This window comes from Nonomuraea sp. KM88 (assembly GCF_052245635.1).
Lineage (GTDB): Bacteria > Actinomycetota > Actinomycetes > Streptosporangiales > Streptosporangiaceae > Nonomuraea.
On the sequence record NZ_JBQQCC010000027.1, the window covers coordinates 1 to 15,584 of the forward strand.

Sequence of the window (15,584 nt, forward strand, 5' to 3'; positions counted from 1 at the left end):
CGCCTGGCCCGAGCTTGGTCCGCGGGGCCAGGCGGGCGCCGCCACCTCACAGATCCGGATCGTCCCGGCGATCGAGGTGGACGGCTTGCTGACCGCCGTGGCAGAGCTCTCAGGCGGTCGGTCGGTTCGGCACGGCAACCTACGCCCGTTCACCCTGCGCGTCGTCTCGGGCGCGACCTCCGTCCAGGAAGATGGCGATGATCGTCGAGCTGGCGTCTTCCACTCCGATCGGCGGCGAGGGCCCCTACAAGGAGTTCAAGCAGAGCGTGGCCAGGATGATCGAGCGGGCCCACCGGGACGGGGCCCGCGGCGTGCTGAGCGCCCAGGACGTGGCCAAGGTGATCGCCGAAGCGGTCGCCGCACGCCACCCGAAGCCCCGGTACAAGATCGGACCCCAGGCCCGGTTGGCGCCACTGGCCCGGCGCCTCGCGGGCGATCGCGGCTGGGACGCCTTCATGCGCCGGATGGTGCCGTTCTCCGTGGACTGACCCGTTCGAGCTCTGCCCCACCTGGCTGCTCCGTCCCCCGGCCACCTCCTCATACCGGCCCCGATGTCCAGGCGGCGACGGGAGCGCCTGGACGCGGGGAAGAGGGAGGCGGTAGGCGGGGGACGTCAATAGCGGCGCCTCCCACTCGGCCCTCGCGGTGCGCTCGTCGGCTGGGTTTCCGGATGGTGGCGGTCTCAGTCGTCGCCGCGAACGGCGGTGGGAGCGAGGCGGGTGACCAAACCATGCAGGACGCAGTCCAGCCCGGTGTCGAAGTCGTCGTCGCGGATGCCGCCGCCCGGGTTCTGGCGGCGCTGGGCGGCGTAGAGTTCTCGCAGCCGCGGGTATTCCTTGACGGCTTGTTCTGCGGCCGGCCACAGGCGGTCAGCCCACGCCTGCTCGCTTTGACCAGTGCGGGCGAGCGTGCTCAGCCACGCGGCCTCGCTGGTCGAGATCCCGATGACGTAGGCCACAACGGTGTTCAGGGCCTGGTCTGCCGCTTCGAGTGAGAAGCCCGCCTCCTCGAACACCGCGAGCATGGCCTCGGTCAGCCGCAGCATGTTCGGCCCCAGGTAGGCCAGGCCTGCCTCCCCGAGCACGGAGACGATCCAGGAGTGGCGCAGAAGCGTTGAGCGCATGCTGCGGGCGCAACCGGTGATGGCCGCCCGCCAGCCCGCCGCGTCGCCTGTGCTCGGCACCTGGACTTCGCCGTAGACCTCGTCCACGACGAGTTCGATCAGCTCGTTCTTGTTGGTCACATGGGTGTACATCGAGGTGGCCCCGGCGTTCAGGAGGGCACCGAGCTTACGCATGCTCAGGGCGTCGATGCCCTCGGTGTCCAGCAACTGAAGCGCCGCGGACACGATCTGCTCCCGGCTCAGCGCCGGCTGCTCCCGCCGTTGCCGCTGCACACGAGTCCACACCGATGGGAACACCTGCTTGTCGGCTGGCATGCGCTCTCTCCTCGTGTCTCATGACCACCCTCTCCGCACAGTGTACGGCTTTACGACCAGCGTTCGAGCACCGTACAGTGTGCGGTGAGCAGAACGATGTGCGGAAAGAAAGTCTTCGGAGGGACCTCTTCATGTCTTCACCACGATTCGATGGTGACCGTTGGCAGGCCAGGCTCGATGAGCTGCGCGACGCCCACCACGTGCCGGGAGCTTCCCTGGCCGTGCTGACCGGTGGAAACATTCACGAACTGGCCAGCGGCGTGTTGCACCGGGGCACAGGGGTGGAAGTGACGACCGACTCGGTGTTCCTGGCCGGCTCGCTGGCCAAGGCCTACACCGCCACGCTGGTGATGCGGCTGGTCGACTCCGGCGCCCTGGACCTGGACGCGCCGGTCGTCAGCGTGCTGCCGGAGTTCGCCACCCCCGATCCACGGGCCACCAAGACGATCACCATCCGGCAGCTGCTGTCGCACACCGGCGGGGTAACCAACGACTTCAACTACGACAGCGGGCGTGGTGACGACTGCCTGGCCAAGTACGTCCAGGCGGCCAGGCAGGTGGCACTGGACTGCCCGCCAGGAACGGCGATCTCCTACGGCGGCCTCGGCTACGTCGTGCTGGGCCGCGTCATCGAGGTACTGACCGGCAAGACCTGGGATCAGGCGCTCAAAGACCTGCTCTTCACCCCGCTCGGGCTGGAGCACTCGCTAACGCTGCCGGAGGAGGCGCTGCGCTTCCGGGTGGCGATGGGCCACCAGGGCGAACCCGGACAGGACCCCGAGCCGGCACCGCACTGGGACGTGATGCCGCGCTCGGCTGGGCCGTACGGCAGGGTCATCGTCTCGGCCGGCGATGTCGCCCGGTTCGCCAAGATGCACCTGGACGGCGGCCTCGCCGCCGACGGCACCCGTGTCCTGTCCGCCGACACCGTCGCCGCGATGCAGCGCCGCGAGGTTGACAGCCCGGACAAGTGGTCGATGTCGGCCGACGGCTGGGGCCTGGGGTGGACACTGCACGACTGGAACGGCATTCCTGGCTACGGCCACGACGGCAGCGCCGTCACCCAGCACTCCTACCTGCGTGTCATCCCGCACGCGGGCGTGGCCGTCGTCCTGCTGGCCAACGGCGGTGACGTCAGCCGGCTGTACGTCGACCTGGTCGCCGACCTGCTGGACGAGCTGGCGGGGGTGCGCATGCCGCCTCCCTTCGCTCCGGCGGCGACACCGCCCAAGGTGGACATGACGGAGTTGGTGGGCACCTACAGGCGCGAGGGCGTCCTCACCACCATCACCCAAGAAGACGACGGAGCCGCACGCATCCGGTATGAGTTCGTGGACGGCATGAAGGGCTTCTCCACACCTCTGGAGGCGAACCTGACGCCGGTGTCGCAGACGGTGTTCGCCGCCTCCGGCGGGCCTTTCGGCGAAGCCTACATCCCGGTGGTGTTCTCCACCCTGACCAACGGCACTCCCTGCGTGTACGTCAGCATGCGCTGCACGCCCAAGATCGCCTGACGTCGACCGCCCCAGCATCGCCCACACCTACGGGACCTCCAGCGGGGTGGATCCGTCGCCGGTCGACCCCGGCCACTGGGCGAGCACAACATCGCGGTGGGGGTTACTGGCTCGACGCCCACCTGCGCCTGCCCGGCAGCACCGCCGCCGAGGCGCTGGCACACCTGGTGACCCGCCGTACCGTCGGCAAGGTCATCATGCGCCCGTGACAGCCGGGACCCGCTGGTCATCCTGGACAACCCTCGCCTCGGCCGCAGCGCAAGGGGGAGTTGACAGCGCAGCGGCAAGAGCCGGCGGCTCAGGAGCGATGGAGCAGCCGGCGGAGCGCACTGCTCAGCGCCGGCAACTACCTGCGGACCGCCGAGTTCTCCCTCACCTGCGGATGACCATGGTCGTCACGCTCACGGTCCTCACCACGAGATCTGCGGCGCCGGTCGGCCGCTCATGATCGTGACGATGGCGGACGGGTGGGTGAGGTGGGGGTGATGGCCGGCGGTGGGGAGGGTCGTGACGGCGGCCTGGCCCGGATCGCCGATCAGCGGGTCCAGCTGCCCGGCGACGAGGTGGAGCGGGACGGATACCGCGGTGGTTTCCCTGAGGAGGGCTTGGAGCGCGGCGCGTTCGGCGGGTTGGTTCGCGGCCCGAAGCCACGTGGCCGTGCGGCGGGCGACGCGGGGTCTGCGCAGCTGGGCGGCGGCGCTTTGGATCGCGGTGCGAGCCGCGCTGGAGGCGGTATCACTGCCCGAGCCGAGGAGCGAGGACGTGAGTCGCTCGGCGGATGCCTTCTTGAGGAGCGGCGTGGCGAGTAGCGGCGTGCGGAACATCGCTGAAGCCGGCTTCTGGAGGAAGTAGGGAGAGATGAGCAGCAGGCCCGCGACGCGGTCGGGGTGGGCGGCGGCGTATCGGAGCGCCGGTGCCGCGGCCGCCGAATGGGCGACGATGACGGGCCGGGTGCGTACGGGGGCGAGCAGATCGGTGAGCCACTCCAGCGGGGTCGACTCCGTGGGGGCCGAACGGCCCAAGCCAGGCAGGTCGGCGACGAGGGCGGACGCGTCGAGCTCGTTGAGCACGGGCCGCCAGGACTCACCATCGAGGGGAATGCCGTGCAGGAGGACGAAGCCGGGCGAAGTACGGTCACCAGCGACATACGTGCGGGATCCACTGACGTCGTGAAAGCCGCCTGGAAGCACGGCCGCGGCTGACCCGAATTCGTCCGCTACCAGGCGGTCGGCCCAGCGGCGCAGCGCGGTCTGTACGGGAGGCCGGCGGAGTCCTGCGGCTTCGGCGACCTTGTCGGCCGAGGTCGTGTCGTAGCGGTCCTCGGTCAGAAAGGTCAGGGTCTCGGGGTTGGCTCCGGTGAGTGCGGTCGGCAGGCGGCGGATCAGGCTCACGGGTATGAGGGTTCTCGGCGCACGCACGCCGAGGTGGCCGGCGAGTAGCCGGAGCATGGCGGGCAGGTCCGGGGTGTTCTCGTCGAGGACCCAGTGCAGGCCTCCCGGCTCCGGGTCGTGCTCGGGGATCGAGGCCATGAACTTCGCGAAATGGTCCACGGCCACCACGGGCACGAAGGTGCGCGCGGTCCCCGGCACGACGGGCAGCTTGCCCTGCCACAGATCGCGGACCAGCTCGGCCAGACCGATGTACTGATCGGCCTCTCCCGTCAGCGAGTGGCCGATCACGCTGCTCGGATTGACCACGGTCAGCGGGGTCCCCAGCTGCGCGGCAACGACCCGTACTGCCGCGTCTCCCTCGATCTTAGAACCTTCATACGCTCCCTTGTCGCGATAGAGCTCCACCAACTCGGCTTCCGGCAGCGGATAACGCGGCCGCGGATCGAGCCCCACCCGGTAACCCGTCACATGGACGAGCCTGCGCAGGTCGGGCCGGGTGGCGGCCCAGCGCAGCACGTTGACTGCGCCCTCTACGTTGACCGCCCTGGCTTCCTCACGCCGGAGCCCGAACCGGTAGATGGCCGCGGTGTTGAACACATCTCGTACGCCTGAGAGTCGCTCGTCGTCCGTGTGGCTCAGCCCAACGTCCGGCCCGCTTGTGAGGTCACCGCCCAGGACCGTGAGCCGCTCGGTCGACATCCCGTGATCCATGAGCCAGCCAGGCAGCTTGTTCCCGGCGGGGTCGCGGACCACTGCGGCGACCTTGCGGCCCCGCTCGAGCAGATGCAGCACTGTCCATTTGCCGAGGAAGCCGGTCGCACCGAATACCAGGGTGTCCGGTGCTGTAGTCATCTTCTGCATCAAATGTCCTATCTAGACCAATCTACATATTTTATGATCACAGAGCAGCGCTCTGGCTTGCCGAGAAGCTACGCTGGAAAAAATAGACCGATCTACATAATTTGTCCATAGCCCTTGCTGCAATGACAGTCCGGGGGTGCGAGCCATGCCGGCCCTCTGCGGCCACGCGGGCGCCAACCACGGCCTGCGGTCACGGTGCGTCGATCGGGTTCACGCCGAATCGACCGGAGAGCTTCACAGCCCGCTCAAGCTGGGCAAAGGCACCCTGTGGCGATGTCCCCTGCATCCCCCGTCATCGGCGGCTACTGACCGGGTTCAGGGGGCGCGCGTACCGCCGACGTAGGTCACGGGTTGCGAGGAACATCAGCACAGCCCAAACCGTGCAGTACCCGCCGAAAACCGCACCACCCCGATCACCGATCAGAGCGGTGCTCAGCATCCCCACCCCCCAGACGGCCGTCAAGACCGTACATATCCAGTGCAAGGTCAGCACCACCCTGTACGGCCAGCGTCCCTCGAACCGGACCAGCCCGGCCAGCAGAATCGCCACGATCAGCAGCCCAGATCCGGCATTGGCCCACTGAGCCAACGCCACCTCCCCCGGCCCGTAATCCAGATAACTGTCCGGCGAGACACGCGGTCCACCGGTGACGCCGAGTCGCCCGTCGAGGGCGTACCCGATCTTCGACGCCACGTACAAACCCGTCCAGGTCATCGCTGCATACGTGATCCTCATGACACCGAGGGTGCCCGCGATGCCTAGCAGCCTGACTCCCCCAAGGGAGGGGTTCCCGGTCCAGTCCTCCCCCACGAGAGCGAGCCATTCACCTGGCGAACGCCGATCCCGGCCTCGTGAGCCACGGAACGCCGCGTTCCCCGGCCGGCGCCCGTCGAGTAGACCAGCCGGTCTGGCGCTCCGATCGGCAGCATGCCGGCGAACGGCCCTGCCACCACGAGGGGCAGCGCCAGCGTCGAGATCGTGAAGGCCCCGGCAGCGGTCGCGGACGGGAAGACGGTTCGCGGGAGGGGGAAACGCCCGGCGAACTACTCTGCCCTCGTCGCCTTGGGGTCGGAGGGCGGGACGGCCCGGCGGAAGAGGGCAAGAAACCCCACCGCCGCCTCCACGTCGCCGTCGACACGGAGGTCACCACCGACCACCGCTTCTTCGGGAGAACGCACCCCTCTGAGCAGCGAGGCGAACGTGGCCGCGTCGGTATCGAGGGTGATGTCGGGGTGTTCTACCCCGCCACGGGCGATGGCGATCTCGCCGCCGGCGGCTGTGACGCGAAACTCGTCCCCGCCAAGCCGTACCGTTGCTCTGATCTCGACATCGCCGGCCGGCCCGGGATCGAACAACGCTTTCAACGACAGGATGAGCGAGTCGACGCCGATCGGGGCGTCGAGCGGCAGCGAGGAAGAACCTCCTGCCCAACGCCCCAGCCCGGTCACCACCGGCTCGAGCCCCATGCCCCACTCGGTCAGTTCGTAGACGGGAACGCCCGCCGGCGGGGGGAGCCGGCGGTGGCGGACGACACCGCTTTCCTGGAGTTGGCGGAGCCGCTGGGACAGCACATCCGGGCTGGCGCCGGGCAGCCCGGCTCTCAGGTGAGTGAATCGCTTGGGGCCGAGCAGCAACTCGCGCACGATCAGCAGGGCCCAGCGCTCGCCGACCAGGTCGAGCCCGTGCGCAACCGCGCACCCGTCATCGTATTTGCGCCTCCCTACCATGCCGTCGATCCTACCGCGCCGATTCAACAGTCCACGCGATGAGTTGTTTTTTCCAATCATCTAGTTCTATTGTTCAACCACAGACTTCCCGACAGCGGGAGGCACTCAACCGGGAAAGGTGGCCACCGTGCCCCTGATCTTCATCGAAGGCCCACAAGGAATCCGGCCCGACGCCAAGCGCGAGCTGATGCGGCAGGTCACCGAGGCGCTCTCCGACACGTATCACGTTCCTGACGTGCGCATCTTCGTGCGCGAGTACCCTGGCGTGAACGTCGCCCAGGACGGTCTCTCGGAGGCCGAGGACATCCGGCCGGTCTGTTTCCTGGAGGTGCCGGAACTCCGTGATCTCGACGCGAGGAGGGTACTGGTCAAGCGGATCCAGGACTCAGTGGCTGCGGCCTATCAGGGCATCGCCAACACGGACGAGCTCCTCGTCATGATCAACCACTACCCGCTGGAGAACGTGGGATTCCACGGCCGCCTCCAGTCCGACGACCCCCAGATCGTCGGACTGATGGAGCAGTTGAACCGTTGAGAACGGATGGCGGGACCGGTCGACCGGTCCCGCCGTACCGTCCGACGGCGAGCGCTCCTCCATGTACGAGGGCCGGCGGATCCGTCACGTACGCGAGCAGGCGTTCGTGCATGCCACTGCGACCGAGATGGCTCGAAACACCACTTCATCAGGGTGAGGGCGCCGTTGTGCTGGATCAGCCAGCCGCGCATGCGATGGAGCCGCTCGTCACCGCCCGAGGTGAGCGCGGTGGCGTAGGGGGGCGAGCACGATCTTGGATGGGGTCATGGTGTCCATCGCAGCGATCCAGCGGGGCACCTCCGGGGCTCTGCCTTCCTTGCGGCGGGTGGCCCTGCGGATACCGGCGAAGGCCATCAGGAGCAGGAGCACGCCGATGGTCAGGTCGAGCCAGGCGACCCAGGTGGCCTTGGCGTGTCCGGTGACGCCTGCGGCGCCCAGCAGCGTGATGAGAACGACCAGCACCACCCAGCTCATGACCAGCCAGGTGACCTCGAACAGCAGCGCCTTGGCTCGGCCGTTCGCGCTGATCAGCAGAGCGATGACGGCCACGACTGGGAAGGGTGAGACGATCAGGCCCAACGTGTAGGGCAGCATGTCGGCGAACGCCTTACCCATGGTCACTCTCCCGGTGAGCGGCGGCCGCGGCCTCGTTGGAGTCGTAGAAGGTGAGCCCGGTCAGGGCGTAGTGGTCCAGCAGGTGGCGCAGGCCGGTGGTGGCACGGGAGAGGGCGAAGGTTACGCCGCGCTCGCGCAGCAGGTCCGTGGTCTCGCGGAGGGCTTGGGCGCCGGTGGTGTCGATGTCGGTGATGGCCTCGGCGTCCAGGACGATCCACTCGGCGCCCCGGTCGGCCAGGTGGGTGATCTCGCTCTTGAAGGTGTCGGCGTTGGCGAAGAACAGCTGGCTCTCGAACCGGTACACCACGAGCGGGCTGTCGGCCGCGCCTCGGACGTAGCGACCGTGCTCACCTGGTCGCAGGGTGGCCGTGCTGGGCCGGGAGGCGCGCCGGACGACGTCCACGGCTGAGAGCAGGAAGGCGATGATGACGGCGGAGAGCGAGCCGAGCACGGGAACGCCGAGCAGGCAGACCACGGCGATCCAGAACTCCGAGCGGCGCAGCCGCCACAGCTCGGCCAGTTTGCGTGCGTCGATGAGCCGAACGACCGCGACGGCGACGATGCCGGCCAGTGCGGTGTCGGGCAGGTAGGCGAGCAACCCGGAGAAGAACGCGACCAGGACGGCGACCACGATCGCGCAGACGACGCTGGGGATCTGGGAGCGGGAACCGGTGGCGTCCATGGCAGCGGTGCGCGAGGCGCTGGAGCCGATGGTCATCGACTGGGTGAACCCTGCGGCGGCGTTGGCCAGGCCGAAGGCGCGCAGCTCGGTGTTGGCGTCGATCCGGTAGTGGTGCTGTTCGGCGTAGCGGCGGGCGGTGAGCAGCCCGTCGGCCAGGGTGACGGCGCAGATGGCGATGGCGCCCGGGATGAGCGCGGCCCACTGGCCGAGTGTGACCTGCGGCCAGTGCGGGACCGGTAGCCCTGAGGGGACGTGGCCGAGGACCGAGACGCCGCGGGTGTCGAGCCCGGCCCAGGCCACCACCGCGGTGGCGGCCACCAGCGTGATCAGCGGCCCCGGTAGCGCCGGGGCGAGCCTGCGTAGGGCGACGATGGCCAGCATGGTCGCGACGCCGATGACGACGCTCCACACCTGGGCTTGCGGGATCTTGGCGATGATCTCCCACAGCTCGGGGAAGAACCGCTCGGCGGTGGTGTGGATGCCGAGGATCTTCTTGGCCTGGCTGGTGAGGATCTCGACGGCCAGCCCGGCGATGAAGCCGACCAGGACCGGCTCGGACAGGAAGTTCGCCAAAAATCCCAGTTTGAAGGCATAGAACAGCAGGAACACCGCCGCGCAGACGAGCGCCTGGGCGTAGGCCAGCTCGACGTACTGCGGGCTGCCCGGGCGGGCGGCGATCGCGACCAGCAGGGAGGCGATGAGGGCGGCGATGGGCGCGTCCGGGCTGGCCACCAGCTGGCGCGAGGAACACACCAGCGCGAACACCAGCATCGGCACGATGGCGGCGTACAGGCCGACAATCGGCGGCAACCCGGCGATCTGTGCGTAGCCGATGTTGAGCGGGATGGCCAGCGCCGCCAGCGTTACCCCGGCGGTGATCTCCTTCGGCCAGTTCAGCGGGCCGCGGATGCCTATGGCGAACCAGGTCACCGCAGCACCACCAACACCACTCCTCCCGGTTGTGGCTGACGTACCCCCTTTGAGCTGGGATGATGTTTGACGATCTCTCAAGCTTCCCCTGGCTCCGGCTCGGCTACAAACCCAAGGCCGGCCGACGAGGGGAGGCTGCGGGTGAGGTGGTCAGCCGTCCCCGGATGGGCGGAACTGCGCGGCTACCGGTGTACGTGGCTGCGCCCGGACCTGCTCGCGGCGCTGTCGCTGTGGGCGGTGCTGGTACCGCAGGCCTTCGCCTACGCCCAGCTCGCCGGGCTGCCCGCGGCGGCGGGCCTGCACACCGCGCTCGGAGCGATGATCGGGTACGCGGCCTTCGGCGGCACCCGCTTCCTCAACGTCGGCCCCGAATCGTCGGTCGCGATCGTCGTCGCCGGCGCGCTCGCCACCATCCCCGGCCCCGAGCACACCCTCATCGCCGCGCAGCTCGCCCTGCTCATCGCCGTCTTCCTGGTGATCGGGTACGTGGTCCGCGCCGGCGTGCTGATGCGCCTGCTGTCCACCCCCGTGCTCACCGGCTATCTGGCGGGCTCCGGCGTCGTGATCATCGCCAGCCAGCTCGGCAAGGTGACCGGCATCGACGCGAGCGGCACACCATTGGCCAAGGTCGGTGCCGTGCTGCGCGGCCTCGCCGACGTGAACGTGTGGGCGCTCGGGTGCGCGATCCTGACCGCCGCGACCATGCTGCTGATCGGGCACTACGCCGCTCGCCTGCCCGGCCCGCTCATTGCCCTGGTCATGGCGACCGCGGTCGTCGCACTGGCCGGACTCGACGATCAGCTCGACGTCCTCGGCCCGGCCGATGGCGGCCTGCCGGTGCCGAGACTGCCCTGGACCGGCCTGGCCGACCCGCTGGCCGACACGGTGCGCCTGATCGGCCCCGCGCTGAGCATCGCCCTGCTCATATACGCCAGCAGCGTGCTCACCGCGCGCTCCATGGCCGCCAAGGAAGGCAGGGACGCCGATGCTCAGCAGGAGTTCCTCGGCCTGGCCGCGGCCAACGCCGGAGCGGCGCTGCTGGGCGGCTTTCCCGCCAACGGCAGCGATTCGCGCAGCGCGCTGCTGGCTGGTTCGAGCGCGCGCACCCGGCTGGCCGGGCTCGGCGCGGCGGCGGCCGTGGCGCTCACCCTGCTGGCGCTGATGCCGCTGATCCGCGACCTGCCCCAGGCCGCGCTCGGCGCGGTCATCATCATCACCGCCGCCCGGCTGGTGGACCTGCCGGCCTTGCACAGGCTGTGGCGGATCCGCCGCACCGACTTCGTGCTGGCGGCAGTCACCGCGCTGGGCGTGCTGGCCCTCGGCGTGCTCCAGGGCATCGTGGTCGGCGTGGTCGTCTCTCTGCTGGAGGTGCTGCGCCGTGCCGTGATGCCCTACACCGCGGTCCTCGGCCGCACCGGAGAGAACCACGCCTACCGGGACATCGCCCACTACCGCGACGCCGAGACGCTCCCCGGCCTCGTCGTCTACCGCTTCGACGCGCCTCTGTTCTTCGCCAACGCCGACGTGCTCCGTACCGAAGTGCGCCGGCTGATGGCCGGCGCGGACCCTCCGGTGCGCCAGATCGTCCTCGACGCCGAAGCCGTCTACGACATGGACACCACCGGAGCCGAGGTGCTGCACCGCCTCGTTGACGACTGCGAGCGTGCCGGCGTGGGCATGGCGCTCGCCCGCACCCGCACCCCGGTACGGGTCCTCCTCCGCGACACCGGCCTGGACCAGCGCGTCCGGCTCTACCATCGGGTGGCCGACGCGGTCGACGCCTACCGCGCCGCGCACCCCCGCCTGGCGCCGGGGGTACGGCCGACGCGTCCGCACCGCCGAAGCCTCCTCGACCGGCTACGCGCCCTGCTGAGCGGGCCACCATCGGGCGCGTCATGAAGAGGTGCCGGTTCCCGAAGGGGCCTGATGGCCCGCCACATCGACGCGGGTCCTGGCTTTGAACCTCCGTTGGGGGAATGCCGCGTTGCGCTCGAACGGACTGCGGGCATGCGAGCCATCAGGTACCGATGCGGAGGAACACGTGAACCGGACATTCAATGGCGTGATCAATCTCGACGTTCGCGACTCCGTTCCGGACTGGGAGCCCTTCCTGCCTCCGCGGGCACGCGAGGGGTCGCCCAACGTGCTCTACATCGTCTGGGACGACACCGGCATCGCGACCTGGGACACCTTCGGCGGCCTGGTGCAAACGCCGAACATGACCCGGCTGGCGAACTCTGGCCTGCGCTTCACCAACTGGCACACCACCGCGCTCTGCTCGCCGACCCGCTCCAGTCTGTTGACCGGCCGCAACGCCCACAGCAACGGCATGGCCTGCATCGTGGAGGGAGCCAACGGCTTTCCCGGCCTGAGCGCGGTGATCCCGCCGGAGAACGGCACGCTCGCCGAGATCCTGGTCGAGCACGGCTACTCCACCCTGTGCCTCGGCAAGTGGCATCTCACGCCGGAGACCGAGTCGAGCATGGCCAGCTCCCGCAGAACCTGGCCGACCAGCCGCGGCTTCGAGCGGTACTACGGCTTCCTGGGCGGTGAGACCAACCAGTGGTTCCCCGACCTGACCTACGACCAGCACTTCATCGAGCAGCCGTACACCCCGCAGGAGGGCTACCACCTGTCGAAGGATCTGGCCGACCGAGCGATCGAGTTCATCCGTGACGTCCGCCAGGTGGACCCGGACAAGCCGTGGTTGTGCTACTTCGCCCCCGGCGCCAACCACGCCCCGCACCACGCGCCCCAGGAATGGATCGACGCGTACAAGGGCGTGTTCGACATGGGCTACGAGCGCTACCGCGAGATCGTCCTGGACCGGATGAAGGAGCGCGGGCTCGTGCCGGACGGCACGCGGCTCTCGCCGATCAATCCCTGGCCGGCCGACGTCATCAGCCCGGGCGATCAGGTCAAGCCGTGGGACTCGCTCACCGAGGACGAGCGCCGCCTGTTCTGCCGGATGGCCGAGGTGTTCGCCGCGTTCTGCGCCTACACCGACCACCAGATCGGCAGGCTCCTGGACTATCTGCAGGAGTCGGGGCAGCTGGACAACACCATCGTGGTCGTCGTCTCCGACAACGGCGCCAGCGGGGAAGGCTCGCCGGACGGTTCGGTCAACGAGAACAAGTTCTTCAACGGCTGGCCGGAGGATCCCGAGGAGAACATGGCCAAGCTGGACAAGCTCGGCGGGCCGGACACCTACAACCACTACCCGACGGGCTGGGCCTGGGCTTTCAACGCGCCGTACAAGATGTTCAAGCGCTACACCCTGGAAGGCGGCATCGCCGACCCGTTGATCATCAGCTGGCCTGATCGGATGAAGGACGTCGGCGGCCAGGTGCGCGACCAGTACCATCACGCGATCGACATCGTGCCCACCGTGCTCGAACTCGTGGGCGTCGAGCCGCCTAGGCAGATCAAGGGGCACACCCAGTCGCCGATGCACGGCACGTCGATGGCCTACACCTTCAGCGCGCCGCAAGCACCGAGCAGACGCACAACGCAGTATTACGCGATGCTCGGCACCCGCGCCCTCTATCACGACGGGTGGAAGGTCGTGGCCCGCCACGGCGCGCTCAGCGGCAAGGGCAACTTCATGACCGATGCGTGGGAGCTCTACCACGTGGCCGAGGACCGAGCAGAAACCCGCGATCTGTCGGCCGAACATCCCGACAAGGTGCGTCACCTGGTGGGCATCTGGTTCGCCGAGGCCGGAGCCAACGGCGTCTTCCCGCTGGACGACCGAACTTCGCGCGAACAGCTCGCCGTGCAGCGCCCGCTGCCTGCCAAGCCGCGCGAGGTCTACGTCTACTACCCGGGCACCTCCGATGTGCCCGAGGGTGTGGCCGTCAACATCCGCAACCGCTCCTTCTCCATCAAGGCCGAACTGGACGCCGGCTCCCCTGACGGCGTGATCTTCGCGCAGGGGTCCAGATTCGGCGGACACACCTTGTTCGTCAAGGACGGCGCGCTTCGCTACTGCTACAACTTTCTCGGCGCGGATGAGCAGGCCTTCGCCTCCGACCGGCCGCTGCCCGCGGGCTCCCTGTCCGTCGGCGTGGAATTCGCCAAGGAAGACGAGGAACCGGAAGGGGTGGCGCGGGGGAGGCTGCGCCTGTTCGTCGGGGACCAGGTCGTCGCGGAAGGCTCGATGCGTACCCAGCCCGGCAAATTCGCCCTCGCGGGTGAGGGCTTGTGCGTGGGACGCGACTCCGCCGATCCGGTCAGCAGCGACTACAGCGCGCCGTTCCCGTTCACCGGCGGAACCATCAAGAAGGTGACCGTCAACGTCAGCGGCGAGCACTACGTCGACCACGACCTCGAAGGCATGGCGATGCTCGCCCGCGACTAGCCTGCGGAATGCCTTGGCCGGACCGGCTCTCGCAGCTTCGCGACGGAAGTCGTGTCCGCGGATGCGGGATGGGCCCGCCTCGCGGGCAGCAGTCGCTGGCAGCGCCGCCGCACAGCGGTGGCCGTTGGCCAGCGTGGCGTGCTCATGCGTGAGGTGAAGGTCCTGGCCGCGACGAGGACGCTCCGTACTGTGACGGTGTCGATGCGGCCGGCGGATCGGCTGACAGGGGTCCAGGCCACCGCCAGCATGCCGCCGAACAGGCCCAGAATCATGCCGAGCAGGAAGCCGCCCAGGTTGGAGTAGACGAAGGACGCCAGGGACAGCAGCACCGCGATCAGACCGAGGAACACCCGCTGGCCGGGCTGCAGCCAGACGAGCACCCCCGCGATGATCAAGGTGAGGGCGATGAGATAGCCCGCCCCCACCATGCCGAACAGGAGGGCCACAGGCAGCGCGTCGATCGCTAGCGGGATCGACAGCAACTCGACCCCTGCCGCCATGAGGAACAGTCCGCCCCAGAAGGGCCGGGAACGCCGCCACGACTTCATGATCTTCCACCCTTCATCCCACGCCGTGCCGCCATCAGAGAGGCCGGGGCAGGTCCCGGCCTCACCAACACTCGTGCGCACCGCGCGTGATCTTGAGGCCGAGGTCGGGCAGGCTGAACGTCGCCGCCGTAACCGCCCTGGCGCCCAGCCTGACGTTGCGCAGGGTGACCACCCTGGCTTGGCCGCCGAAGGTGCCGGCCGGCCCTCTGCCGGCGGGAACCTCGTCCAGGGTGCTGGCATCCCGGCCCAGTTCGAGGTCGCGGATGGAGGCAGCCGTCTGCCCTGCCACCACATCGATCACCAGGTTGTCGATGTTCACCTCGTTGCCGGCCTGGCCGCCGGTGAGTCGCAGCGTCACCGTGCCCACGGGTGTCTTCACCAGCGCGCTCGAGCACAGCTCGCTGACCGCGGCCCGCCGGACACCGGCCACAATGACCGGGATCAGCTGGCCCTTCTTGGTCCGGTCCACATCGGTGGCCAAGGAGAAGCCCTGGCCGCGCAGCTCACCGGCGAACAGTTTGAAGCTGCGGCCGGAGACCACGAACGTGGCACCGATGACTCCCTGGGCCGTGGCACCGACCAGCAGCGACGTCATCGCCGTGACAGGAACGAGCATCAGGCCGAAGCGCTTCCATCGCACGCGTCCCAGCTCAGCCATGATTCCGCTCCACACTTGGCGGTCCAACACTAGGGGCCATTACATGGAGTGACATGCCGGCCTGTGGTCGAGCATGGGTGACATCGGCAGTGTTCGTCGCGATACGCGCCGCACGTCACGGCACCTATGACCTGCACCTGGACGAATTTGCCGAAAACCAGAAGTAGGACCCATCGCACCTTCTTGCACCATCAGCACAGGTCAGAGATGAGTTCGTTGGATTTCCGCGATTGCTACCGCGCCCTACAGGGCTGGCGGCGGCGTTGTCCCACATCACCGGCCATTTCCCGGGTATGGCCGATGCGCAGGGCACTCCAACCATCC

13 protein-coding genes are annotated in these 15,584 nt (G+C 68.7%); 5 read left to right on the forward strand and 8 right to left on the reverse strand.

Features of this window, described 5'->3' with window-relative positions; genetic code table 11:
* The first annotated feature begins 197 nt into the window (after positions 1–197).
* Positions 198–488, forward strand: coding sequence for a hypothetical protein (locus tag ACTWPV_RS44885; RefSeq protein ID WP_443156476.1), 291 nt, complete (start codon positions 198–200; stop codon positions 486–488).
* Positions 489–682: 194 nt separating this feature from the next.
* Here ACTWPV_RS44885 and ACTWPV_RS44890 read toward each other — a convergent pair whose 3' ends face one another.
* Complete coding sequence (locus ACTWPV_RS44890) at positions 683–1,438, reverse strand: TetR/AcrR family transcriptional regulator (RefSeq protein WP_443156477.1); 756 nt, start codon at positions 1,436–1,438, stop codon at positions 683–685.
* A 131-nt stretch (positions 1,439–1,569) separates the two neighbouring features.
* On the opposite strand from ACTWPV_RS44890, the gene ACTWPV_RS44895 reads away from it, so the two are divergent.
* Positions 1,570–2,952: a serine hydrolase domain-containing protein gene (locus ACTWPV_RS44895; RefSeq protein WP_443156478.1), complete on the forward strand. Its 1,383-nt coding sequence runs from the start codon at positions 1,570–1,572 to the stop codon at positions 2,950–2,952.
* Positions 2,953–3,362: 410 nt separating this feature from the next.
* Here ACTWPV_RS44895 and ACTWPV_RS44900 read toward each other — a convergent pair whose 3' ends face one another.
* From ACTWPV_RS44900 to ACTWPV_RS44910, 3 genes are all read right to left on the reverse strand, one after another.
* A complete protein-coding gene (locus ACTWPV_RS44900) occupies positions 3,363–5,195 on the reverse strand; it encodes an alpha/beta fold hydrolase (RefSeq protein WP_443156479.1) in 1,833 nt (610 codons plus the stop codon).
* A gap of 301 nt (positions 5,196–5,496) precedes the next feature.
* Positions 5,497–5,940, reverse strand: coding sequence for a hypothetical protein (locus ACTWPV_RS44905; protein ID WP_443156480.1), 444 nt, complete (start codon positions 5,938–5,940; stop codon positions 5,497–5,499).
* A 308-nt stretch (positions 5,941–6,248) separates the two neighbouring features.
* Complete coding sequence (locus tag ACTWPV_RS44910) at positions 6,249–6,992, reverse strand: winged helix-turn-helix transcriptional regulator (protein ID WP_443156481.1); 744 nt, start codon at positions 6,990–6,992, stop codon at positions 6,249–6,251.
* Positions 6,993–7,059: 67 nt separating this feature from the next.
* Between ACTWPV_RS44910 and ACTWPV_RS44915 the strand changes: the two genes are divergently transcribed.
* Positions 7,060–7,467, forward strand: coding sequence for a tautomerase family protein (locus ACTWPV_RS44915; protein ID WP_443156482.1), 408 nt, complete (start codon positions 7,060–7,062; stop codon positions 7,465–7,467).
* Between the two features lie 207 nt (positions 7,468–7,674).
* On the opposite strand, the gene ACTWPV_RS44920 is transcribed toward ACTWPV_RS44915, so the two are convergent.
* Both ACTWPV_RS44920 and ACTWPV_RS44925 read right to left on the reverse strand, forming a co-directional pair.
* Complete coding sequence (locus ACTWPV_RS44920; RefSeq protein WP_443156483.1) at positions 7,675–8,082, reverse strand: GAP family protein; 408 nt, start codon at positions 8,080–8,082, stop codon at positions 7,675–7,677.
* Positions 8,075–9,694 carry a SulP family inorganic anion transporter gene (locus ACTWPV_RS44925; protein ID WP_443156484.1) on the reverse strand — a complete coding sequence of 540 codons (1,620 nt, stop codon included), beginning with the start codon at positions 9,692–9,694 and terminating at the stop codon, positions 8,075–8,077. Before ACTWPV_RS44925 ends, ACTWPV_RS44920 begins: the two co-directional genes overlap by 8 nt.
* Positions 9,695–9,835: 141 nt before the next feature.
* Here ACTWPV_RS44925 and ACTWPV_RS44930 point away from each other — a divergent pair, with 141 nt between their 5' ends.
* Both ACTWPV_RS44930 and ACTWPV_RS44935 read left to right on the forward strand, forming a co-directional pair.
* Positions 9,836–11,593, forward strand: coding sequence for a SulP family inorganic anion transporter (locus tag ACTWPV_RS44930; RefSeq protein ID WP_443156485.1), 1,758 nt, complete (start codon positions 9,836–9,838; stop codon positions 11,591–11,593).
* 163 nt (positions 11,594–11,756) lie between these two features.
* On the forward strand, positions 11,757–14,054 hold the full coding sequence (locus ACTWPV_RS44935) for an arylsulfatase (RefSeq protein ID WP_443156486.1): 2,298 nt from the start codon (positions 11,757–11,759) through the stop codon (positions 14,052–14,054).
* Here the strand turns inward: ACTWPV_RS44935 and ACTWPV_RS44940 are convergent.
* On the reverse strand, positions 14,051–14,602 hold the full coding sequence (locus ACTWPV_RS44940; protein WP_443156487.1) for a DUF6114 domain-containing protein: 552 nt from the start codon (positions 14,600–14,602) through the stop codon (positions 14,051–14,053). The two genes, ACTWPV_RS44935 and ACTWPV_RS44940, sit on opposite strands and share 4 nt — an antisense overlap.
* 61 nt (positions 14,603–14,663) lie before the next feature.
* A complete protein-coding gene (locus ACTWPV_RS44945) occupies positions 14,664–15,260 on the reverse strand; it encodes a DUF6230 family protein (RefSeq protein ID WP_443156488.1) in 597 nt (198 codons plus the stop codon).
* Positions 15,261–15,584: the final 324 nt, after the last annotated feature.